This is a genomic window from Chryseobacterium sp. BGARF1 (genome assembly GCF_001677955.1).
In the GTDB taxonomy this organism is placed as follows: Bacteria; Bacteroidota; Bacteroidia; order Flavobacteriales; family Weeksellaceae; genus Chryseobacterium.
This window is the reverse complement of sequence record NZ_LELA01000044.1, coordinates 1-24,354: the sequence shown is the minus strand read 5'-3', so window position 1 is coordinate 24,354 and position 24,354 is coordinate 1. Positions and strand designations below refer to the sequence as shown.

The 24,354-nt window shown below is 33.4% G+C and carries 22 protein-coding genes; 3 read left to right on the top strand and 19 right to left on the bottom strand.

Annotation, left to right across the window (positions count from 1 at the left end; translation table 11 throughout):
* Positions 1–13: 13 nt before the first annotated feature.
* The 5 genes from AB671_RS09260 to AB671_RS09240 all read right to left on the bottom strand — a co-directional run bounded on the left by AB671_RS09260 (position 14) and on the right by AB671_RS09240 (position 5,049).
* The gene (locus AB671_RS09260; protein WP_066682201.1) at positions 14–619 is read right to left on the bottom strand and encodes a DUF2911 domain-containing protein; all 606 of its coding nucleotides are present in this window, start codon (positions 617–619) and stop codon (positions 14–16) included.
* 194 nt (positions 620–813) lie between these two features.
* Positions 814–1,353, bottom strand: coding sequence for a DinB family protein (locus tag AB671_RS09255; protein ID WP_066682140.1), 540 nt, complete (start codon positions 1,351–1,353; stop codon positions 814–816).
* A 54-nt stretch (positions 1,354–1,407) separates the two neighbouring features.
* A complete protein-coding gene (locus tag AB671_RS09250) occupies positions 1,408–1,938 on the bottom strand; it encodes a Crp/Fnr family transcriptional regulator (RefSeq protein ID WP_066682143.1) in 531 nt (176 codons plus the stop codon).
* Between the two features lie 60 nt (positions 1,939–1,998).
* Positions 1,999–3,876 (bottom strand): hypothetical protein, encoded by a 1,878-nt coding sequence (locus AB671_RS09245; RefSeq protein WP_066682146.1) that lies wholly within the window; start codon positions 3,874–3,876, stop codon positions 1,999–2,001.
* A gap of 21 nt (positions 3,877–3,897) precedes the next feature.
* Complete coding sequence (locus AB671_RS09240; protein WP_066682148.1) at positions 3,898–5,049, bottom strand: ATP-binding cassette domain-containing protein; 1,152 nt, start codon at positions 5,047–5,049, stop codon at positions 3,898–3,900.
* Positions 5,050–5,153: 104 nt separating this feature from the next.
* Between AB671_RS09240 and AB671_RS09235 the strand changes: the two genes are divergently transcribed.
* On the top strand, positions 5,154–5,999 hold the full coding sequence (locus AB671_RS09235) for a hypothetical protein (protein ID WP_066682151.1): 846 nt from the start codon (positions 5,154–5,156) through the stop codon (positions 5,997–5,999).
* 115 nt (positions 6,000–6,114) lie between these two features.
* Here AB671_RS09235 and AB671_RS09230 read toward each other — a convergent pair whose 3' ends face one another.
* The 6 genes from AB671_RS09230 to AB671_RS09205 form a co-directional block, all read right to left on the bottom strand.
* On the bottom strand, positions 6,115–6,429 hold the full coding sequence (locus AB671_RS09230; RefSeq protein ID WP_066682154.1) for a hypothetical protein: 315 nt from the start codon (positions 6,427–6,429) through the stop codon (positions 6,115–6,117).
* A 210-nt stretch (positions 6,430–6,639) separates the two neighbouring features.
* On the bottom strand, positions 6,640–7,506 hold the full coding sequence (locus AB671_RS09225) for a hypothetical protein (RefSeq protein ID WP_066682155.1): 867 nt from the start codon (positions 7,504–7,506) through the stop codon (positions 6,640–6,642).
* A 92-nt stretch (positions 7,507–7,598) separates the two neighbouring features.
* Positions 7,599–10,778 carry a carbamoyl-phosphate synthase large subunit gene (gene carB, locus AB671_RS09220; protein WP_066682158.1) on the bottom strand — a complete coding sequence of 1,060 codons (3,180 nt, stop codon included), beginning with the start codon at positions 10,776–10,778 and terminating at the stop codon, positions 7,599–7,601.
* Between the two features lie 285 nt (positions 10,779–11,063).
* The gene (gene tnpA / locus AB671_RS09215) at positions 11,064–11,513 is read right to left on the bottom strand and encodes an IS200/IS605 family transposase (RefSeq protein WP_066682160.1); all 450 of its coding nucleotides are present in this window, start codon (positions 11,511–11,513) and stop codon (positions 11,064–11,066) included.
* Positions 11,514–12,590 carry a carbamoyl phosphate synthase small subunit gene (locus AB671_RS09210; RefSeq protein WP_066682162.1) on the bottom strand — a complete coding sequence of 359 codons (1,077 nt, stop codon included), beginning with the start codon at positions 12,588–12,590 and terminating at the stop codon, positions 11,514–11,516. It abuts the gene before it with no gap.
* A 178-nt stretch (positions 12,591–12,768) separates the two neighbouring features.
* The gene (locus tag AB671_RS09205; protein ID WP_066682168.1) at positions 12,769–13,659 is read right to left on the bottom strand and encodes an aspartate carbamoyltransferase catalytic subunit; all 891 of its coding nucleotides are present in this window, start codon (positions 13,657–13,659) and stop codon (positions 12,769–12,771) included.
* Positions 13,660–13,900: 241 nt separating this feature from the next.
* On the opposite strand from AB671_RS09205, the gene AB671_RS09200 reads away from it, so the two are divergent.
* On the top strand, positions 13,901–14,362 hold the full coding sequence (locus AB671_RS09200; protein ID WP_066682170.1) for an Lrp/AsnC family transcriptional regulator: 462 nt from the start codon (positions 13,901–13,903) through the stop codon (positions 14,360–14,362).
* Between the two features lie 165 nt (positions 14,363–14,527).
* Here the strand turns inward: AB671_RS09200 and argH are convergent, their stop codons facing one another.
* From argH to AB671_RS09160, 8 genes are all read right to left on the bottom strand, one after another.
* A complete protein-coding gene (argH, locus tag AB671_RS09195; protein ID WP_066682171.1) occupies positions 14,528–15,832 on the bottom strand; it encodes an argininosuccinate lyase in 1,305 nt (434 codons plus the stop codon).
* Positions 15,833–16,150: 318 nt separating this feature from the next.
* Entirely contained in the window at positions 16,151–17,233 is a 1,083-nt protein-coding gene (locus AB671_RS09190; protein WP_066682176.1) for a M20 family metallo-hydrolase, read from the bottom strand.
* On the bottom strand, positions 17,208–18,002 hold the full coding sequence (gene argB, locus AB671_RS09185) for an acetylglutamate kinase (RefSeq protein WP_066682179.1): 795 nt from the start codon (positions 18,000–18,002) through the stop codon (positions 17,208–17,210). The genes AB671_RS09190 and argB overlap by 26 nt, the downstream gene beginning before the upstream one ends.
* Positions 18,003–18,101: 99 nt before the next feature.
* Positions 18,102–19,076: an N-acetylornithine carbamoyltransferase gene (locus AB671_RS09180; protein WP_066682182.1), complete on the bottom strand. Its 975-nt coding sequence runs from the start codon at positions 19,074–19,076 to the stop codon at positions 18,102–18,104.
* A 186-nt stretch (positions 19,077–19,262) separates the two neighbouring features.
* Positions 19,263–20,402 (bottom strand): aspartate aminotransferase family protein, encoded by a 1,140-nt coding sequence (locus AB671_RS09175; protein ID WP_066682185.1) that lies wholly within the window; start codon positions 20,400–20,402, stop codon positions 19,263–19,265.
* Positions 20,403–20,711: 309 nt separating this feature from the next.
* Entirely contained in the window at positions 20,712–21,692 is a 981-nt protein-coding gene (argC, locus tag AB671_RS09170; RefSeq protein WP_066682188.1) for an N-acetyl-gamma-glutamyl-phosphate reductase, read from the bottom strand.
* Positions 21,693–21,867: 175 nt separating this feature from the next.
* Positions 21,868–23,055, bottom strand: a complete 1,188-nt coding sequence (gene argG, locus AB671_RS09165; RefSeq protein ID WP_066682190.1) for an argininosuccinate synthase — start codon at positions 23,053–23,055, stop codon at positions 21,868–21,870.
* A complete protein-coding gene (locus AB671_RS09160) occupies positions 23,027–23,626 on the bottom strand; it encodes a GNAT family N-acetyltransferase (protein ID WP_082987272.1) in 600 nt (199 codons plus the stop codon). Before AB671_RS09160 ends, argG begins: the two co-directional genes overlap by 29 nt.
* A 160-nt stretch (positions 23,627–23,786) precedes the next feature.
* Between AB671_RS09160 and AB671_RS09155 the strand changes: the two genes are divergently transcribed.
* A complete protein-coding gene (locus AB671_RS09155; protein ID WP_066682192.1) occupies positions 23,787–24,203 on the top strand; it encodes a terminase gpP N-terminus-related DNA-binding protein in 417 nt (138 codons plus the stop codon).
* Positions 24,204–24,354 lie beyond the last annotated feature (151 nt).

The following is a 24,354-nucleotide window of genomic DNA, read 5'->3' as shown; positions in this document are numbered from 1 at the left end:
ATAAACTTGAATCTTAGCCTTTTGCTTTTGCAGCGTCAGATTCTATTTTTTTGATTTCTTTTAATTTCTCAGCAATTTTGGTTACTGCTTCAGGTTTTGCAGGCTTTAAAACTACTTCAGCTTGAGCCATATCCCATTTGATTACAAGATTTCCTGAATTTTCATCCGTCGGGTTTAAAGTAATTTCAAACCACTCTTGTTTATCAGCTAATTTATTAACCGGAACCGTTACGTCTACAACATCCTGTTTTGGATCGTATGTATAAGCTCCCCATTGCTGAAAATCTTTATTTAAAATAACTTTCCAGTCTTTTTCTGTTGGCACGATGAACAAACCGTAAGTTCCTGCTGGAACAGTTTTTCCACCAAAATTAACAGACTGTCCGAATGTAATTTTTGTAGAAGAGTTTGCGCCCGCTCTCCAAACTTGCCCGTAAGGAACCAATTCTCCGAAGATCTTTCTTCCTTTCACCCCTGGTCTACCGTAATCTACAGAGACTTTTGACATTGAAAACTGCTGTTCTACTTTCTGACGCGGACTTGCTGCAGGTACTGAATAATCTTGTGCGAAGCTTAAAGCTGAAGCTGATATGCAAACTGCAAATAATAATTTTTTCACTTTTAAAATTTTGTCTAAAATTACAAAATCGAGTTCATAAATCACTTTTTGAGATACTAAATTTTGTTAAATTAAATTGATGAAGAAAAATGATTCTGTTTTTATTTTAACGCAAAGGTCACAAAGATTTTTTTTAACTACTAACTGTTTTTAAGTTCGCAAAGGCGTTCCACTAAGCAAAGATCACAGATTAGTTATAGATTTCTTTTTGCTTGTTCGATGTGTCTTAAATTATGATAGATTACAAAGCAGAAAGTATCACCCAGTTTTAATTTAATTAAATTTGTAATACTGATGCTGGTTTTCACTTTGTTTAAATCTATATTTTCAGCTTCATTCAAAAGATGAATTATTTGTTGTTGCTGAGTAATAAATTCATTCAAAACACTTTTATCAAGCGTGCTGTGAATTGGATTCATAGATTTAAAAGTCTTCATTGTATTCAGTTTTTCTTTTGGAAGCATCGATTTCGCAAAATAATTTCCTAGAATCCCAGAATTGAAAATCTCTGTTGATTTTGTATCTGAATTTTTAATTCTTTTGCTGATTTCAGGAATGTAAAATTTGCCGTAACGATTCAGATGTTCGAGACATTCTAAAATACTCCAGCTTTTTTCTGAAAGTCTGAAATTGAGTTTTTTATCCGTTTCGTTAAGAATGTTTTCAACAAACTGTATATTTTGTTCTGTAATTACTTTTAAATCATCAAGCAGTTGTTGTGAAGGAATTTTCATAACCATTTTTATTGCAAATTTCTTGTTTTGAAAAATGATAAACCTTGATTACAGTCAAGATTTTTTAAGTCGTGATAATGTTTCCGGGCTCATCCGAAGATAATTGGCAATATGTTTATTGGGAACTTCCTGAAAAAGTTTCGGGCTTCTTTTTAAAACCCTGTCATAACGTTCTTTCGGAGAATTGATTAACAGATCTTTTTCTCTTTCAATTTGTTGTAAAACTAAATCTTCTAAAATCAAAGTCCATAATTTCAGGTTGTCATCTGACGATTTTATAAATTCATAAAAAGACTTTTTTGAAGCTACTTTAATTTCGGTTTTCTTAATCGCTTGAATATAAAAATCGGTCGGTTTTTCAGATAAAAAAGAATCGAGACAGACAATAATGTTTTCTTTATATCCAAAACGAATAGTTCTTTCCTGATCTTCATCTCTAATGAAAATGCGCAAACTTCCTTTTTCAACATAATAAATATTGCTGTCGATATCGCCTTCCAAAGTCAGAAAAGAATGTCTGTCGATCATTTTCTTTTTTTGAAACAAATCTGCATCGAGTAACGTCTGAATAATATTCACATTCATAAATTTTAATGAAACAAAAACCTCATAAAAATATGAGGTTTTAAAATATATTAGAAAAATTTATTCCGGCATTGCTTTCCATTTCTGCAAAATAGCGGTATAAAAATACATGAAAACAAAACCTAGTATCAGGATGATATAACTTAATATAAAGCCCAAATCTTCAAAAATATTCGGACAGTTTTGGTAGGTATAATCGTAGTCTATATGAGTAACAGGTATTTGACATGCTGCTTTCTGATGAAGACTGATAATTGCAAAAATTAAAAGCATCAACAGCACAAAACCGTTCAAAGAAATATTAATCAAAACAGATGATACCATTTTATTGGTCATATTCATTTTCAGTAACGGAATCAATAGAATAATGAGACCGATAAACAAAACAAAATAGGCAACAAAAAACTCTTCCTGTCCTCTGAAAGTGAGTCCGTAAAACACAGTAATCAACGTAATAGATAAGGTTAAAACTCCTGCACTAATCACACTGAAAAGTAATGAACGTAGTCCGGTAATTCTGAAACCGAAAATAAAAGTAGAAAGGAAAAATGCAATCCAGATATAAATATGTACGTTATCTGAAAAGAAATCATCTTTCTTCACAGAATCTACATTTTTAAGCAGATCTTTCATGTTTTCAGACAGATAATAATACTCTGTCGTATTATTTTTCACATATTTATCCGGAGCAAGCTGTTGATTGATTTCAGGATTAAACTCACTGATCTTTATACTGTCTCTGATATCATTTTCATTAGGATAATCAGCTGCTACAACTACAGAATCTACTGCCACTGTTTCTTCATAATACGCATCTTCATCTATTCTTGTTTTTCCACCATAATCTTTGATGAAATAACGGACTTCAAAATTTGGGTTGTCTTTTGAGTAAATCATAGAAACCCATTTTTTAGCATTCAAATTATTCCTAACTCTATATGTTTTAGAAATCGAAAGAAAATCTTCAAAAAGTTTTTCTAATTCTGCAGAATTTTTTGAATTTAAAAGTGCAGCCGTTTTTTGATTAATAATCGCTTTTTTATTTTTAAGAATATAATCAGGAGAGTTTTTATCATAGTAATTAGCATCTACAGCTCCCACTCCGTCATCAAAACTTTTAAAATCATAATCATAGAAAATCTCCGAAAAATTGTAGAAACTTGGTTGAGTCGTTTGAATCTGTGATGAAAGATCTACAACATCTTTTTTGTAATAAAAGGTTTCAAATTTTTCTTCCTCGTCTGAATAAGCGGGCTGTATCTTGTTCGAATATTCAGGATTTGGAGGTATGAAATTTCCTTTCTTATCTTTTTGATAAGATTTCTTTGAATAAAGAGTATAATACTGATACACTCTATTGTAATAGACAAAAAACTTTTTGTTTCGGTCTATTTTTTCAATATTATTTTCACAATACAGATCATAAAAAGGCTTTGGAAACAATCTGTTTTCTAAAGTATATGACTCTATATTTTGAGAAAGAAAAGGCGCAGTTCGGTTGATAATATCAATGTTTTTTGCCATTTCCTGGTCAGGATATTTATTATTAATAAACATTCTAAAACCTGTCATGTACGAGAAATAAAACGTGGTACACGAAAAGATAATGATAAAATACTGTACAAACTGACCAAACAGTTTTCCTTTAGAAGTAGGGTAAAAATTCTTGAATGCATTGTTTTTAAGCATCATCAGAAGCCATCCTACGATTAGTAAAATAGAAATAATAAGATGAACGAAAATAACACCGTTTTTGAAATAGTCATCTTTTACAGAATATTTCTGAAGCGAAACAGGATCGATATGCGAAACATAGCCGATGATAAAAAAGACGATATGAAAAACGAGAGCCGCCAAAAGCATCCATACAATTTTAGTGTTCCAGACTGTAGGGTATCTTTCGAGCAAATATTGGTTAAATTTATTGAGTTTTTGCATTTTAATTTGAATTAAAAAAGATTAATTAACGAAAAACCTTCTCGTAGAAGATGAGATATTTCTGATATAAATAATTTCAGCTTTCGCATTTCCTAATACTGAAATTACCTCATAAAACTGAGTTTCTGATGAGAAATAAGCAACATAAACTCCTCCGTTGAAATTCAGTTTTTCCAGATTGAAATCTTTAAAAACTTCAAGCAATTTATCACGACTTTCATTAGTGTCAATCTCTATAATCAATTGGCTTTCATCATCGCCATTTACCTCAGAGTTATCCTTATATTTTCCGTTTTTCAGAAAGATTACCTTGTCTGAAATCTTTTCTACTTCGTACAATTGCTGCGAACTTAAAATCAAAGCAATCGGATGATTTACCGAATTGGCAATTGATTTTAAATCTTCCAGAATGACCTGTTGTGCTAAAACATCAAGGTTTGCCAAAGGTTCATCCAATAAAAGAATTTCTGGTTTTCTTAAAAGAATTCTCGCCAATTCAAAACGCATTTTGTAACCGGATGAAAGTTCGCTCCATTTCAGATGTTTGTAATTCCACAATCCGAGACGGGCAATCATCATCAAGGTTCTGGTTTCGTTTTCTTCAGGCGAAACACCATGATTTGAAAGCACAAATTTCAGATTATCTTTCAGGCTTCCATACCATTTTTCGGTACGTTGCGGAATGTAAACCAACTTCGTTCTAAGGTCATATTCATTTTTCGATTTTACGTTGAACGAATAGTTTAAACTTCCATCATTAAATGAAATTTCATTCGCCAAAATTCTCAATAAAGTCGTTTTCCCGTTTCCGTTCTCTCCTACCAAACCGTAGACCTGTCCTTTATTGATTTCCACAGAAACCGGACCGAGCGAAAAACGGTTGCTTCCGTAAGATTTTACAATATCTTTTGCTTTCAAAACAGACTGTTCAGAAATATGTTCTTTTACCTGAACTTTTTCAATTTTAGCGAGAAGTTTTTTTGACTTTTCGATTAATTCGTCGATGGCGTGATTGTGAGTTTCTTTCCAATCTGTCAAATCAATCGCTTCTTTATAAATCGACATATCCTGAGTGTCGATAGCGCAATCTAACAGTTTTCTGAACCCTAAAACGGTGTCTTTATTATCAAAAAAATGGTAGACTTCGGCGACTCTTTGCTGATGTTTCGTCATTTGGTTTATTTAATTTAATCGAAGATAATTATTTTCAAGATAAGTTATATCTAAATGGTGAGAAAAAATTATTCTATATTTGGGGATATTTTAAGAATTAAAAAATGTTTAAGAAGTTTAGCTGTTTAGCCATCGTTTTATTGAGTTTAAATCTTTTTAAAGCTCAGGAAAAGATTCCATTCAGATTGACGAAACACAATAATATCATTGTAAAAACTTTGGTTAATGATAAAGATTCGCTTCATCTGATGTTTCAGATTGCGATGGAAGATGCTTCAATTTCGCCAGATAGAATCAGAAAAGCAGACCATATTGTGTTTAAAGATGAAATAAGTGACGGAAATACGGTAAAAATCGGCAATAAAAAATACGGGAACATCCGATTTTTTGATAATGAATTGACCGGTCACGAAGCCGATGGAAAAATAGGAACCGGGATTTTTAAAGACCAATATTTTAAAATCGATTACGACAACAGTCAGTTTGTTTCTTATGATAAAGAACCGGATTTAAAGGATTATCAACCGATGAATCTATATGTGAAAAATGGACAATTTTTTATCGTTGCAGACAACGTGGTTGAAGATAAGCAACAGGAAGCTTATTTTCTTCTTCAGTCTGGTTATTCGGGAGGTTTGTTATACAGCAACGAGTTTGCAGAAGCCAATAATCTGAATGAAAAGCTGAAAATTACAGGCGAAAAATCAATGAAAAATTCTGCCGGACAAATCATTACAACAAAACAAGGAGTTTTACCTTTTTTAAAGCTTGGAAATATTGTTTTAAAAAATATTACAGCCGGATTTTTCACAGGAGACCTCAAAACACAACACGCCAATTATTTTGCAGCCGATGTGATGCGCAGATTCAACTGGATTTTTGACAAAGACAGAAAGATGGTTTACATAAAACCAAGTAAATATTTTAATGAACCTTATTATAAGATTTAATTAGTTCCCAATAATAGTTGGTGCACTCTCAGAACTTTAATTATCTTTTAACTTTTTTGAGATTAATAATTTATTCAATTTTATAATGTGAAAAACTGTTAGGCTTGAATTTATATTACTTTTCTCTTTTAAATATTAAACAGAATACAATCAATATTTGAATAATGATTATACTAAATGAAATTATTTGAGTTTGATAAGCTATATCAGACGATTTTCGAAAATTTTCACGATCAAAATCAATTTTATTTTTTCTTATTTCTTTTTCACACTCATTGATATCGGATCTTTTATCTATTTCGATTTTCTGTATCATTGCATAAGTATCATTTTTATTACTCGCAATATCAAGAGAATTTAATCTATCAATTATTAACCATGCACAGATCATTATGGTTACTATAGAAAATACAATGGCCAATTTTTTCATTTTTAATGTGTAGAAATTTTAGAATATTTCCAATTAGTAAATAAATACTTTTTTGAAAATAACCAAATTTTAACCAATCACCAAGCTATTAAATTTTTATAAAACAAAAAAACCTCGCAAGAAAACTTAGGAGGTTTAAAGTATTTTGGATCCGAAAATTACATCAATTTCATTTTGAAATATTTTCACAACATTATCTCATTTTAAAATTTAATATCCATATATTGCAGATACCTTCAATCCCTTATTATCAGGATAATTGTATTGTAAATATATCATTTCAGGGAAATCATTGTTTAGATAATTATAATTTACACTTAAAACATTATTGTATTGTTCGTTTGTAGCCAATACATATTCTGTTCTTTTTAAAACATTATTTCTTGAAATCTGCGAATAATCTTGAAGCGCAAAAACATTAAAAGCATATTCTGGAAGTGCCAAAATTCTATTTTTATCAATCAAAAAATTTGGATTAATTTTTTGATCATATTCATACCTAGTTTCTTTTAAGAAAATATCTGAACCATCATAAGCACTCTGAATTTTCGTAACATTTCCGTTGTTTAAAAATATTTTTGATGTTTTTTTCAACATACCCGAATTATTAAAAGATTTAATATAATCTTTTGCAATGATAATATCAGCTGAAGGGTATTCAAAAGTTGTATAAAAGCTATTGCCAAGTTGGTTTTGAATAGGATTTTCTGAGAGGATAATTTGGTTATTTGTATTACAGGTCGTATTTCTTTTAATATCTAATGGAATATGATCTACCAATTGTGGATAAGCGTAACCAGATATTGTGATTGAGGTCAATGAATTATTTATATATGTTAAATTTTCAGTGTAATTTCCATGAATATCATATACCTTAATCAGTTTATCATTAGAATATTCAAATTTAAAATCTAATTTTTCATACAATGTAGCTACACCATTTAAAATCTCTTCATCTTTAATTGTCAAAGTCTGAATTTTTGTTGATGATGTATTTGAAACGACATTCTCAATGATATCATCATTGGTGCAAGACATTAAAAGAAGAAATGGAATTAAAGATAAATAATTTTTCATAATCAGTAGTTTTTTGCAAATATAAATTATAATAATGAAAAAAGCCTCGCAAAAAGACTTACGAGGCTTGATTATATTTTAAATCCGAAAAATTACATTGTTTCCATTTTGAAACTCATACTTTCGATAACTTTCAATATTGCTTCAACTGTATCCATCGATGTTAAACAAGGAACACCGTTTTCTACACTCATTCTTCTGATCTGAAAACCATCTCTTTCAGACTGTTTTCCTTTGGTCATCGTGTTAACAACGTATTGTACTTTCCCTTTTTGGATCAAATCGATCAAGTTGACGCTTTCCTCTCCTATTTTGTAACCAATTTTGCAAGGAATTCCTTGGTCTCCGAAGAATTTTGCAGTTCCTTCCGTTGCCCAGATTCTGAAACCAACTTCATGGAATCTTGCTGCTAAATCTGCCGCTTCTTGCTTATGCTTATCAGCTACCGTGAATAAGATTGAACCATGCATCGGAACTTTTCTTCCCGCTGCAACCAATCCTTTGTAAAGCGCTTTTTCTAAAGTCGTGTCTTTCCCCATCACTTCTCCTGTGGACTTCATTTCTGGGCCTAAAGAGATGTCAACTTTCGTTAATTTTGAGAAAGAGAATACAGGAACTTTTACGAAAACACCTTCTTTATTTGGAACTAATCCGTTTTTGTAGCCTAAATCTGTCAGTTTTTGACCTAAAATTGCTTTTGTAGCAAGATTTGCCATCGGAACTTCCGTAATTTTAGATAAGAAAGGTACCGTTCTAGATGAACGTGGATTCACTTCAATTACATATACATTTCCTTCGAAAAGAACGTACTGAATATTCATTAAACCAATCACTTTCAGTCCTTTAGCAAGTCTTTGAGTATAATCTACCAAAGTATCAACCTCGCTTTGTGAAATATTTTGTGGAGGATACACTGCAATCGAGTCTCCGGAGTGAACTCCCGCTCTTTCGATGTGTTCCATAATTCCAGGAATGATTACCGTTTCACCGTCGCAGATGGCATCAACTTCAATTTCTTTTCCGACCATATATCTGTCGACCAAAACCGGGTGCTCTGGACTTGCGTCTACCGCAAACTCCATATAATGAGCTAATTCTGATTCAGTATAAACGATTTCCATTGCTCTACCCCCCAAAACGTAACTTGGACGAACCAAAACCGGATAACCAATTTCGTTGGCAATTTTTATTGCTTCTTCTTTTGAAGTGGATGTTTTTCCTAAAGGCTGAGGAATTCCCATTTCCTGAAGGGCTTTTTCAAACTTATCTCTGTTTTCAGCTCTATCTAAATCTTCCAAAGAAGTTCCTAAAATTTGAACTCCGTGAGAAGCTAATTTGTCAGCCAAGTTGATTGCTGTTTGTCCACCAAACTGAACGACAACACCTTTTGGTTTTTCAAGCTCGATGATATTCATTACATCTTCTTCTGTCAAAGGTTCGAAGTATAATTTATCTGAGATTGAGAAGTCAGTAGAAACCGTTTCTGGGTTGTTGTTGATGATAATCGCTTCGTAACCCATCTCTTTGATTGCCCAAACCGAGTGAACCGTTGCGTAATCAAACTCAACACCTTGTCCAATTCTGATTGGTCCAGAACCTAAAACAATGATTTTTTCTTTGTCTGAAGCAACACTTTCGTTTTCCTCTTCGTAAGTTCCGTAGAAATAAGGCGTTTCAGATTCGAATTCAGCAGCACAAGTGTCTACCATTTTGTAAACCGGCATTACTCCGTTTTCTTTTCTGAAGTTGAAAATTTCACGTTCTTTTACATCCCAAAGAACTGCGATATTTACATCTGCGAAACCTAATTTTTTAGCCTGAATTAAAGTCTCTAAGTCAAATTTATTATCAGCAATTACTTTTTCAAAATCAATTAATTTCTTGATTTTCCAGATGAAGAATTTATCGATTTTACTCCATTCTACGATTTGTTCCCAATCGTAACCTCTTCTTAAAGCATCACCGATGATAAACAATCTTTCGTCATCACAAACTCTGATTCTTCTTTCGATTTCCTCTGCCGTTAAAGCTTCAGCTTGCTTAGTTTTTAAACCGATATGTTTAATTCCAGTTTCCAAAGAACGGATTGCTTTTTGTAAAGACTCTTCGAAATTTCTTCCGATTGCCATTACTTCACCCGTTGCTTTCATCTGCGTTGATAATCTTCTGTCCGCAGTTTCGAATTTATCAAAAGGGAATCTTGGGAATTTAGTTACCACATAATCCAAAGCTGGTTCAAAACAAGCGTAAGATGTTCCTGTAACCGGATTCATGATTTCATCTAAAGTTAATCCTACAGCGATTTTTGCAGCGATTTTTGCAATCGGATAACCTGTTGCTTTTGATGCTAAAGCTGATGAACGAGAAACTCTCGGATTCACTTCGATAATATAATATTCGAATGAATGTGGGTCTAAAGCCAACTGTACGTTACATCCACCTTCAATTCCTAAAGCTCTGATGATTTTTAATGAAGCATTTCTCAACAACTGATATTCCCTGTCAGAAAGCGTCTGAGAAGGCGCCACAACGATTGAGTCACCTGTGTGAACTCCAACCGGGTCGATATTTTCCATGTTACAAACCACAATCGCATTGTCGTTTGCATCACGCATTACTTCGTATTCAATTTCTTTGAAACCTGCGATAGACCTTTCGATAAGACACTGTGTAACCGGACTGTATTTCAATCCTAATTCTGCAATTTCTTTCAATTCAGCTTCAGTAGCAGCGATTCCACCACCTGTTCCACCCATTGTGAAAGCAGGACGAACAATTACCGGATACCCAATTTCATTAGCAAAATTAATTGCTCCTTCCACCGTATTTACGATATCAGATTCAGGAACCGGTTCGTTCAATTCTCTCATCAATTCACGGAACAAATCTCTGTCTTCCGCTCTGTTGATAGCTGAAAGCGTAGTTCCCAGAACTTCAACTTTACATTCTTCAAGAATTCCTGATTTTTCCAATTCTACCGCCATGTTCAAACCTGTTTGTCCACCAAGAGTTGGTAAAAGTGCATCCGGACGCTCTTTTCTGATAATGTGACTTACAAACTGAAGTGAAATCGGCTCTATATATACCTTATCTGCGATTTCAACATCCGTCATAATCGTTGCAGGGTTTGAGTTAATCAAAATTACCTTGTAGCCTTCTTCTCTTAAAGACAGACAAGCCTGCGTTCCTGCGTAATCAAATTCCGCCGCCTGACCAATAATGATAGGTCCTGAACCGATTACTAAAATTGTTTTTATGTCGTTTCTTTTCATTTTACTTTTATTAATATTAAACCCTTTCAGGGTTTTTTCGATGATATTTTTTTCATCTTTTTTCCATGGGTTTCGCCCATGGCTATTGCTGTTGAACCACTTCGTGGTTTTTATAATAACTTTTTTATATTATTATATATAAAATATTGTTTCTGATAAACTTTATGGGTTTTTAAATAATCATTTTTAAAATTGCCACGAAGTGGCTTAACTTTACTAGCCATAGGTGAAACCTATGGATTGCATGATTACATAGTATTCAAACTACCCATGAAATGGGTTGAACTATGCCCACAAATATTTTTCATCAAATTCAATCCCATGAAATTTTAGCAAATTCTTATATTCATCCTCAAAAGATTCATGTTTATGATGCTCTTTTTGATTTTTAATATAATTTGTAACTGTTTCTAAATCTTTTTTAGAATAGGTAAAAGCACCATAGCCACTTTGCCACTCTTCAAAATCTGGAAACAAATTACTTTGTTTTATCCAAATATTACTTGCAATCTTTATATCTTTTACTAAATCACTCAATGAAACTGTAGGATGCAAATCTATCAATAAATGAATATGGTCTGGCATTCCATTAATTCTATAAAGCTTGCAGTTTTTATTTTTAACAATTCCCCAAATATATTTATACAATTCCGCCTCATGTTCCTCCAGCAAAACAGGTTTTCTATTTTTTGTACTGAATACTATTTGATAATATATTTGGCGAAAGGTTGACATCTATTTGTTTTTGAAGTTTTCCATTAATTCAATGAAATCATCAAACAAGTAGTTCGCATCTTCAGGTCCTGGGCTAGCTTCCGGGTGATACTGAACTGAGAAACAAGGGTGAATTTTGTGTTTCAGACCTTCGTTTGTTCTGTCGTTCAATGCGATGTGCGTTTCAATTAAATCTGTTTCTTTAAGACTTTCCTGGTCTACTGCATAGCCATGATTTTGAGAAGTAATTGCTACTTTGTTTTTCTCTAAATCCAAAACCGGGTGATTTCCTCCTCTGTGACCGAATTTTAATTTGAAAGTTTTTGCTCCACAAGCCAAACCGATTAATTGGTGCCCTAAACAGATTCCGAAGATTGGAACTTTTCCTAATAATCCGCGAATCATTTCTAAAGCTCCCTGATTATCTTCTGGGTCTCCAGGACCGTTTGATAACATAATTCCGTCAGGATTCATCAATAAAATCTCTTCCGCTGTTGTATCATGTGAAACTACTGTGATATCGCAATTTCTTTGAGATAATTCTCTGATAATTCCTAATTTAGAGCCAAAATCTACAAGTACTACTTTAAGTCCTCTTCCTGGATTTGCATAAGGCGTCTTTGTAGAAACCTGCTCCACCTGATTGGTTGGGAAAGTTGTGCTTTTTAGTTCTGCAACTACTGCACTTTCGTCAGCATCAACGTTTACGATTTTTCCTTTCACTACTCCGTAATTACGAAGAATTCTTGTCAGTCTTCTGGTGTCGATTCCTGAAATTCCTGAAAGTTTTTTCTTTTTAAATAATTCATCTAAAGTAATCTGAGTACGGAAATTTGATGGCAAATCACAAAGTTCTTTTACGATAAGACCTTTGATAGCCGGCTCTATACTCTCATAATCATCCCTATTAATCCCATAGTTTCCGATAAGCGGATAAGTCATACAAACAATCTGACCGCAATATGAAGGGTCGGAAATCAATTCCTGATACCCCGTCATTCCGGTATTGAAAACTACCTCTCCCGCAGTTTCCAATTCTGCTCCAAAACCTTCTCCGTGAAATACTTCACCGGACTCCAGTATTAACTTTTTCTTCATTTTTTAAATTAGATATTAGATTTTAGAAATTAGAAGTTAGACTTCTGCATTCTGTTATTTATTTTTTATATTTTAATTTTTAAACCACCCCGTCAAAAATTCTTTGAATTTTCGTTCCCTCCAAAGGGAGGAGAATTTGTGAGTGTTTATTTGTCTCGAAAATCGTATCCCGAATCTATTATTTAAAAGTATATCCTTCTTTTTCCAAAGCTTCTTTTAAAATTGCCATTCTTGCGAATACGCCGTTCTGCATTTGTTTGAAAATTCTTGAGCGTTCGCATTCTACCAAGTCTGTATCAATTTCTACACCTCTGTTGATTGGAGCAGGATGCATGATAATCGCTTCTTTTTTCATCGCTTTTTCTCTTTCTTTCGTCAAACCATATTTTCTGTGGTAATCTGAGGCTGAGAAACTCATTTTCGCATCGTGTCTTTCGTGTTGAATCCTCAATAACATCAAAACATCAACTTCTTTAATTAATTCATCAACAGAAAGATAAGTCCCGTTAATTAGAGCTCCTTCGTCAAACCATTGTTCTGGCCCTGAGAAATAAACCTTCGCTCCTAATCTTCTTAATGCTTCTGCATTTGAGTTGGCAACTCGGCTGTGCTTCACATCTCCTACAATTCCTATTTTTAAACCTTCAAATTTTCCAAATTCCTGATAGATCGTCATTAAATCTAACATACATTGAGAAGGATGGTTTCCTGTTCCGTCTCCTCCGTTGATAACGGGAATTGTAATATTTTTTAATTCGTCAAAATATCTGTCTTTCTTATCTCTGATTACAACCAGATTTACACCTAAACTTTCAATAGTTTTTACCGTATCATAAAGACTTTCCCCTTTATTCACAGAACTGTTTGAAGCATCAAAAGGAACCACCTGCAAACCTAATTTTCTTTCGGCAATATCAAAGCTTGTTTTCGTTCTTGTGCTGTCTTCAAAGAAGAGATTTGAGCAAAAAACTTCTCCTTCAATTTTAGCAGTTTTTCCATTAGCAAAAGCCAGCGCTTCTGTTACTATACTGTTGATTCTCTCGGTACTTAGTTCTGTAATCGTAAACATAATATCTTAATTTTTTACAAAAAAAAAGCGAAGAAACATCTTCGCTTAAAATAAATAAATATCGTAAAGGGCGTCTACGCCCGGTAATTCTAATGATATAAATACTGTGTTATTCATTAGGTGCAAAGATATAACATTTAAGCGAACTGACAAAACTAAATTATGATTTGATTAAAAAATATTATTCTCTCCTTATTTTCATTTATAAATACTATTTTTGTTTCCAACTCAACCCTATTTTATGGATTTAAAAGACAAAATGATTCTCAGTATTATTCAGGAAGATTCTACACATTCTGTAAAGGAAATTTCAGAAAAGATCGGGCTTACCTTTACGCCAACGTATGAACGTATCAAACAACTGGAAAAACAAGGAATCATCGAAAAATACGTTGGCCTTTTGAACCGTGAAAAATTAGGTTTAAATATTGTCGTCTATTGTAACGTCCGTCTTAAAGAGCAATCTAAAAAAGTATTGGAAACGTTTGAAAAAAATATCATGCAACACGACGAAGTTCAGGAAATCATCAGTCTTTCAGGCGAATATGATTACATGCTGAAAATTATTGCAAAAGACATTAATTCTTATAATGAATTTGCTGTAAACATTATTTCAAACATTCCTAATATCGGTCAATATCACAGTTCTATTGTGCTTCATGAGGTCAAAAAATCTACTAAGTTTAAGATTGATTTAGATTGATTTTTTATTTAAATCAAATATTTTAACTCATAAATTAAATAAAAATACTTCGACTTCGCTCTGCAGGACACCGCTAGAGATAGATCGCTAATAAAACAGCTAGTATTAGAGATATCATACTGAACGGAGTCGAAGCTTCCAAGAATAGTTTTTAGTTTAAAATTTTCAACCCAATAATTTATTTTTCAGCTTATTAAACTGATATTCTATTTTATCCAGACAAAGATTTCCAATACTTCCCTGATGGGTATGGTTTAGCTTTCCTATTTCAAAATCAAACTCATTATTTTCAATCTCCTGCCCTACTTTTACATAAGCATCACGGAATGAACTTCCGTTTTTTACTTCTTCATTAATTTTCTCGACGCTGAAAAGGTATTTGTATTTTTCTTCTTCCAGAATACCATCCTTCACCTGAATATTGGGTAATGTATAACTTAAAATTTCCAAACATTCTTTTAAAGAATCGATTGCCGGGAAAAGAATTTCTTTCGTCAACTGCATATCTCGGTGATAACCTGAAGGAAGATTATTCGTTAACAAAATAAACTCATTCGGCAAAGACTGAATTCTGTTGCAACGCGCACGAACAAGCTCAAAAATATCCGGATTTTTCTTGTGAGGCATGATACTGCTTCCCGTTGTAAATTCTTTAGGAAAACTGATAAAATCAAAATTCTGACTTAAATACAGACAAACATCATAAGAAAATTTACCTAAAGTTCCTGCCAAAGTTGCCATTGCCATCGCCAGCATTTTCTCTGATTTCCCACGCGTCATTTGAGCATAAACTGAATTATAATTCATCGACTGAAAACCTAAATTATAGGTCGTACTCTCCCGGTCAATCGGGAAAGACGAACCATATCCTGCCGCCGAACCCAGTGGATTTTTATTAATGATATTTTTAACCGAAAATAGCATTTCGACATCATCTAACAACGCTTCTGCATACGCTCCAAACCATAATCCAAACGATGAAGGCATCGCAATCTGTAAATGCGTATAGCCCGGAAGAAGAACATTTTTATGCTGATTCGCCAGTTTGATCAATATTTGAAAGAATTCATCTGTCAATGCTGCAATTTCACGAATTTCATCAACCAAATACAATTTAATATCTAATAAAACCTGATCATTACGAGATCTTGCGGTATGAATTTTCTTTCCTGTATCTCCTAATTTTTCAATTAAGATAGATTCTACCTGAGAGTGAATGTCTTCCGCAGTTTTATCAATTTCAAAAGTTCCGTTTTCGATATCTTTCAAAATTTCTTCCAAAACAGATAACATCTGCTTTGATTCTTCATTGGAAATAATTCCTACTTCTGCCAACATTGTACAGTGCGCCATCGAACCTTTGACATCATATTTCGCTAGACGCTCATCAAAGTCAAGATCTTTCCCGACTGTAAATTTGTTGACTAATATATTGGTGGCATTGTCATCTTTTTGCCATATTTTTTTCATAAAATTTCTTTTTTGTTGGAAGATAGAAATAGTAAAAAATCCATCGACCTATTTTTATTGTAAACTTTTCTTTTGTCTTAAAACAAAAGAAACAAAAATTCAAGACTGGAAACTCCGGCTAAAATTTTAAATTATTTCCTAAAATTTCCAAAACTCGGGCGGAAATAATGGTTTGAAATAATAGGATTATTTTTTGCCGCCACTCAAACAGTGGAAATTTTTTAACGGTAATAATTTAAAATTTCTTAACGCCTCTGCTTCCTAAGTCACTGTTTGCAGACTTCATAAACTTCCATCATCCATCTCCCCACTTCCAGCCTATAAAACTTTTTCTAAAATTTGGATGTAAATCTCAATTCCTTCCGCAATTTCTTCGATGAAAATAAATTCATCCGCAGTGTGCGAGCGCCTACTGTCACCCGGGCCGATTTTCACCGATGTACAAGGAATGATTGCCTGATCGGATGAGGTTGGCGAACCGTAAGTTGTCCTACCAATCTCCAAACCAGCCTGTACAAAAGGATGATCCATTTCAATTTTTGAAGAATTGAGTCTGAAAGACCTTGCCTTTAAAGTTGATTTCATCTGCGACTGAATAATTTCAAACGTTTCTTTGTTAGAATATTCATCCGTAACCCTTACATCCAAAGTAAAAGCACACGACTCCGGCACAACATTATGTTGAACTCCGGCATGAATTCCTGATAACGTAACTTTAACTTCACCCAAATAATCCGAAACTTTTGGAAATTTAAAGCTCAGTATTTGCTGCAGATCTTCCATGCATTTTATAATCGAGTTATTGTCATTCGGATGAGCAGCGTGAGAAGGAGTTCCTTTAATTTCCCCATCAATCACCAAAAGTCCTTTTTCCGCAATTGCTAAATTCATTTGTGTAGGCTCGCCAACAATTGCTAGCTCAATATTCGGAAGCTGTGGATATAAGGCTTCAATCCCATCAAAACCTGAAATCTCCTCCTCTGCCGTCAAAGCAATAACTAAATTATATTTTAAGTCTTCTTTATCAAAAAAATGTAAAAAAACCAGAGCCATCGAAACCAGAGAAGCTCCCGCATCATTACTTCCTAATCCAAATAATTTCCCGTCTTTTTCAATTGGTAAAAACGGATCCAGCGTGTAAGCCTTATTCGGCTTTACCGTGTCATGATGCGTATTTAGCAAAATAGAAGGCTTGAAAACATCAAAATTTTTATTTACCGCCCAAATGTTATTTTTAAAACGTTTTGTGGGAATACTGTTCTTTTTAAAAAAGTTTTCAATCTCCACAGACGTATTAAATTCATCTTTACTGAATGACGGAATTTCAATCAGTTTTTTCAACAATTCTACTGCATTATTCAGTAATTCTTCTTTACTATAAACAGATTTCAGTTCCTGCATGATGATTTTCTATATGGTTTTTTAATGCGGTTTCCTTAATCAAGAATACCTTATTAACTTTATTTTTCACTGCTCCAAGAGCATTTTCTAACTTTGGTAAAATCCCTTTGTGCAATTTCCCTTCTTCTTTTAGGTTTGAAAATTCTTCTTCAGAAATATTTTTTATAACAGATTGAGGATTGTTTACATCTTCCAATACCCCCTCTTTATCAAAACAATACAATAATTCAACATCATATTTCACTGATAAAGCCTGAGCAATGACCGAAGCAATCGTATCTGCATTGGTATTGAAAAGATGCCCTTTTTTATCGTGCGTAATTGCGGAAAATACAGGAACTAGTTCAAGCTTCAATAACTTTGAAATCAACTTTCTGTTAACGCTTTTTTCGGTAATATCTCCTACAAATCCAAAATCTATTTCGGCGTGTTCTCTTTTTTTAGCTTTAATTAAATTGGCATCAGCTCCCGAAAACCCCATTGCTTTGCATTTTTTATGCTGAAGTTTTGCCACAATATTTTTATTGATTCCTCCCGCATACACCATCGCTACAATATCCAATGTTTCTTTATCCGTGATTCTTCGCCCATTAATCATTTTTTGTTCAACGCCTAATTTATCCGCCAAAGTTGTCGCTAATTTTCCACCTCCATGAACCAAAATTTTCTTTTCCTGAATTCCAGAAAACTGCTCCAAAAATTCGTTCAGTAATGCCTCATCATCAATTAAAGCACCGCCGATTTTTATGATATATAATTTTTCTTTCATTTTTAAACCATTTAATAAGATTACATCCTATTCTGATTTGAATCGTCCGTGTGAGACTGTATTGATTGAGTGTTAAACCTTGACAAGGATAGATTCCAATTATTTAGAATTCAATTCATCTAAAATTTCAGAAAAAACAGCCTGCGCCGAAAAAATTCGATTTTTTGCCTGTTGATAAATGATAGAATTTTCACCATCCATCACTTCATCGCTCAATTCTACATTTCGACGAACTGGAAGACAGTGCATTACTTTTCCATGATTCGTATTGGCTAATTTTTCGTTCGTTAGCATCCAGTTTTCTTTCACTTCAGGTATTGCTGCGTAATCATCAAAAGACGACCAGTTTTTTACATACACAAAATTCGCATCTTTCAATGCTTCATCCTGATTATGAATCACTTTTACATCTTTTGTAAAGTTTTTATCTAAATCGTAACCTTCTGGATTCGCAATTACCAACTCAACATCCATTTCCTGCATCCATTCTGCGAAAGAATTTCCAACCGCATGAGCAATCGGTTTGATGTGAGGTGCCCAAGTTAAAACTACTTTCGGTTTTTTGCCAGTCTTGAGCTTGTCGAAAGGCCAGTTTTCGGTAATCGTAATACAATCTGCCAAACTTTGCAAAGGATGACGTGTTGCCGATTCCAAAGAAATAACCGGAACTTTTGCATGTTGCTCGAACTGACTTAAAATACTTTCATTAACATCATCTTCCTTGCTTTTCATTCCAGCGAAACAACGAACTGCGATAATGTCACAATATTGATTTAATACTTCAATCGCATCTTTGATGTGTTCTACAGTATCGCCATTCATGACAGCTCCGTCTGCAAACTCTAAGTTCCAAGCTTCCTGAGCCGCGTTTAACGTTAATACATTTAAACCTAAATTTTGCGCAGCAATCTGACTACTTAAACGTGTTCTCAAACTTGAATTTAAAAATACAAGTCCGATTGTTTTTCCTTTTCCTTTCTCGGTTTCTGAAAGAGGATTTTCTTTAATTTGTAACGCTTTTTTTATAATATTTTGTAAGTTTTCTACATCACTTACAGAGGTGAATTTTTTCATTTGAATTAATTTTTTTTACCACAAAAGTCACAAAAGATTATTATGAATATTAAAGTTTAATACTTTGAAAATATAAGTTCACATAAGTTGAACATTAAAGATTTTCATAGATTTTAATGCTCTTTAAAAAGTTTTATAGATTCTTAAAATCATAATGCTTTTGTGACTTTTGTCGTTAATTAAAATTTAAAGTTTTTCTAAAACAGTTTTTAAGACACTGATGAATAAATCAGTTTCTTCTTTTTTAATGTTAAGTGCCGGAAGAATCCTCAACACAGCCTTATCATTAGAATTTCCTGTAAAAATATGATGATTGTACAACAGGCTATTCCTCACTTCTGAGCAATCTCTGTCGAGTTCGATTCCAATCATCAAGCCTTTCCTTCGGATTGTTTTAATATGTGGAAGATCTTTAATTTCATCCTCAATATACTCACCCATTTTTTGCGCATTCGCAATAAGATTTTCATCTTTCATTACGTCCAGAACTGCAATCGCAGCCACACAAGCCAAATGATTTCCACCAAAAGTTGTTCCCAGCAAGCCGTTACTTGCCTGAAATTTCGGATGAATTAAAACGCCGCCAATTGGGAAACCATTCCCCATTCCTTTTGCAGTTGTGATGATATCGGCGTCAATACCGAATTCCTGATGCGCGAAGAAATATCCGCTTCTTCCGTAACCTGACTGAACTTCATCTAAAATCAAAACCGCATCATGTTTTTCACACAGTTCTTTGATTTTAGTTAAAAACTCAATTGTAGGAATCATAATCCCGCCAACGCCCTGAATTCCTTCAATGATTACAGATGATATTTCACTTCCTTGCTTTTCAAAAACGACTTCAAGCTGTTCAATATTATTCCATTCAGATTTAATGAATCTTTCATCATAATTTACCGGAGCTACAATTTTTGGATTATCGGTCACAGAAACCGCGGCTGAAGTTCTTCCATGAAATGAACCTGAAAAATACAGCACTTTACTTTTTCCGTTATGGAAAGAAGCTAGTTTTAAAGCATTTTCGTTCGCTTCAGCTCCTGAATTACATAAGAATAAATTGTAATCTTCTAAGCCTGACAATTTTCCTAATTTATTAGCTAGTTCAGTCTGCAATTCATTCTGAACCGAGTTTGAATAGAAAGATATTTTATCTAATTGATTTTTTAATTGAGTTTGATAATGAGGATGGTTGTGCCCGATAGAAATTACCGCGTGACCTCCGTAAAAATCAAGATATTTTTCTCCTTTATCGTCCCAAAGGAATGAACCCTGAGCTTTTACTGGATTTATGTTGAATAATGGATATACGTTGAATAAATTCATGTCTATTTATAAATGATAATTGATATTTGATGAATGATTTCATCTTTCTTATATTTTTCTTTTGTCTTGAAACAAAAGTTCAAGACTGGAAACTTTCGCTAAAAATTTAAATTGAATCCTAAAATTCCCAAAACTCGCACGGATTGAATATCTTTTCTTTGATTGAGAATTTGTCTCGTGCTCAAACAGTGGGAATTATTTAACGGATTAAATTTCAATTTTCTTAACGCTCCATTTTCCTAGGTCGTTTTGATTCGAGTTTTAAAAATTCACGATTGATTTATTAGCAATTGACTTTAAAAATCTACCTTAAAACGCAATTGGTTTTAAATTTAATCCTGAATTTTCTTGCCAACCCATTGCGATATTCATGTTTTGAACTGCTTGTCCTGAAGCTCCTTTTAACAAATTGTCAATCGCTGAGTGAATGACCGCAACATTTCCATTCTTTTCTATATGAATCACACAGCGATTGGTGTTGACAACCTGTTTTAAATCAATTGCTTTCTCACTTACCTTTACAAAAGGCGCATCTGCATAAAAATCCCTAAATAATTGATAGATATCTGAAAGTTCTAAATCTGTTTTTACCGTGGAACTTGTAAAAATCCCTCTTGCAAAATCCCCTCTCCATGGAACAAAATTCAGACTGATTTCATTTGTATTAAAAGAAACTAACTGCTGTAAAATCTCATCCACATGTTGATGTGTCAGAGTTTTATAAGCCGAAATATTATCATTCCTCCAGGTAAAATGTGTTGTCGCCTGTAAAGACTGTCCAGCACCTGTCGAACCTGTAATTCCCGTTGTGTACACTTCATTCAACAAACCTTTTTGCGCTAATGGAAGCAAAGCCAATTGAATTGCCGTTGCAAAACATCCCGGATTAGCAATACTTTTTGCTCCTGAAAGTTGGTTTTTATTGATTTCAGGCAGGCCATAGATAAAATTTCTGTTTGCGAAATTTCCGTCTAAGCGAAAATCATTTCCTAAATCGATGACCAACGTTTCATCTTTTACAGCATTTTGAGTCAGCCAATTCTGACTTTCTTTATGAGGAAGACATAAAAATAAAATATCTACCTCTTCAGCCTGATTCATTAAAACCATTTCACAAACCGTCGTTAAATCCGGGTATAAATCTGAAATTTTTGTCCCTGAATTTGAACGACTGTATAAAAAACTCAAAGTCACATTGGGATGAAAAGCCAGCAGACGAACCAGTTCACTTCCCGTGTAACCGTTGGCTCCGATGATTCCTGCTGTTTTTATTTCTTTTTGATTAATCATTTTTTTCAATAATTATTTTTGATAGGATTTTCATCCTATCCTTTGTTAAGTCGTCCCTTTGAGACTCTTTTGTTGCGGCGAATCGCGCGCAGCCCGACTTGAGCGGAAATCCTTTTGTGAGGAGGAACGACGAATAAAAGATTGGGAGCGGAAGGCGGATTAAGCTGCCCAAATTTTATTTATTTATCTGATGATATATATTTAAGGAATTGCTTACAATTTTCGTGTAACCTTTTACATCTTCACCTGTCCAAGCTCTGTTTGCTTCACCATAGCTCCCGAATTTATCAGACATTAAATCATGTTTAGATTCAATTCCATTTAAGATAAATCTATAGGGATGGAGCGTTACAAATACTTTTCCGCTAACTGTTTTTTGAGAATCATCTAAGAAAGACTCGATATTTCTCATCACAGGGTCTAAGAAAAGTGCTTCATGAAGCCAGTTTCCGTACCAATCCGACAATTGAGATTTCATCATCTGCTGATATTTTGAAAGTGTATGTTTTTCCAATAAATGGTGCGCTTTGATAATCACAGACGCCGCTGCCGCTTCAAACCCTACTCTTCCTTTGATTCCGACAATCGTATCTCCAACGTGAATATCACGACCGATTCCGTAAGCAGAAGCTAATTCTTCAATCTTTTGAATCGCATAAACCGAATGTTCAAAATTTTTACCGTTTACCGTTACAACTTCACCATTTTTAAATTCAATTTCCAATTCTGAAGGCAAAGTTTCTTTAATTTGAGAAGGAAAAGCTTCTTCCGGCAAATAGTTTCTTGAAGTTAAAGTTTCTTTTCCACCAACTGACGTTCCCCAAAGTCCTTTATTCACAGAATATTGCGCTTTTTGGAATTCCATTTCATAACCGTGACTTTTCAAAAAATCAATTTCTTCTTCACGGGACAGAGCCATATCACGAATCGGCGTAATGATTTCTACATTCGGACACATCACTTGGAAAATCAAATCGAAACGAACTTGGTCATTTCCCGCGCCTGTACTTCCGTGAGCAATCGCATCGGCTCCAACTTCAATCGCAAATTTTGCAATTTCCTGCGCCTGAATTGTACGTTCAGCACTTACAGACAAAGGATATGTATTGTTTTTCAAGACATTCCCAAAAATCAAATACTTTACGCAAGAATTATAATAATCTTCCTGAGCATCTACGCACCTGTATTCTTTCACCCCAAGATTAAAGGCTTTTTTTTCCAGTTCTTTTTCTTCTTCTTTAGAAAAACCTCCGGTATTTACAGTCACTGCATACACTTCATACCCCAGTGTTTCACTCAAATATTTGGCACAGTAAGAGGTATCTAAACCTCCGCTAAACGCTAAGATTACTTTCTTGCTCATTTTGATATTGATTTTCGGGTTGATTATTTACAACCTCATTTACTTTATTATTATCGGGAACGAAAAGCATCGCTGTACAAAGACAGTTTTTGCGTTCCTTTTTCATTAAAATCTCATAATTCACACAATTCTTACAACCATTCCAAAATTCTTCATCTTGTGTCAATTCAGAATAAATTACTGGTTTGTAACCTAAATCACTGTTAATTTTCATCACAGCAAGACCCGTTGTTAATCCAAATATTTTCGCATTGGGAAATTTCTCTCTTGACAAAGCAAACACTCTATCTTTGATTAAGGTTGCAATCCCTCCATGCCTGAATTTCGGAGAAACAATTAACCCTGAGTTAGCCACAAACTGACCATGCGACCAGGTCTCTATATAACAGAACCCCATCCACTCTCCGTTTTCAGTGGCTACAACAGCATTGCCCTCTGAAATCTTTTTACTTAAATATTCTATGGAACGTTTTGCAATACCCGTTCCTCTTCGCTGTGCAGAATCATACATTTCCTGCTGTATTTCACTCACATACATTAGATGCATGGACGAGGAAACTTCTATTTCCATTTATTTATCTGAATTTTTTGGCAAATTTAAAACATAATAACTTTAAAAACCAAATTAAAAAGATAATTTTATTGAATTAAATCAATACACAGGTAATTTTATCTTTACAATAAATTAACATTTTGCTAACTTGTTATATATTTGCTAAAAAAATATAGTTATGGAAAATAACTGTCCGAAATGTAAGAGTACAAATATTGTAAAAAGCGGAATTATCAATGAGAAACAAAGGTTTCATTGTAAGGATTGCAACTATTACTTTACGGTAAAAAAACTTGGTAAAAAGATTGATGATTATTACGTAACAAAAGCTTTGCAATTATATCTTGAAGGATTAAGTTTCCGTGAAATAGAACGAATTATAGGGGTTTCTCATGTTACGATAAGTTCATGGATTAAGAAATATAATATTACACGACCCCCTCACTCAGATTTTCATCCCGTTTATAAAATTTTAAAACAAAATGAATTGATTGAATACATGAGTAAAGAAGAAAATATTAAAAATTCAGGTTTAATTATTACTCAGTTTGCAGATAAATACATGCTGATTAAATGGGAGCGTTTTAAGAAGTAATTTTCTGAATAATAACTTATGAATTATAAACTATGAGTTTTTTAAAAAAATTAATTTAATGATTATCAATAATTTAATTAAAAAAAAGAAGAGTTTTCGAACTCATAATTTATCATTTATAATTCATAACTATATACACAGCATAAATATA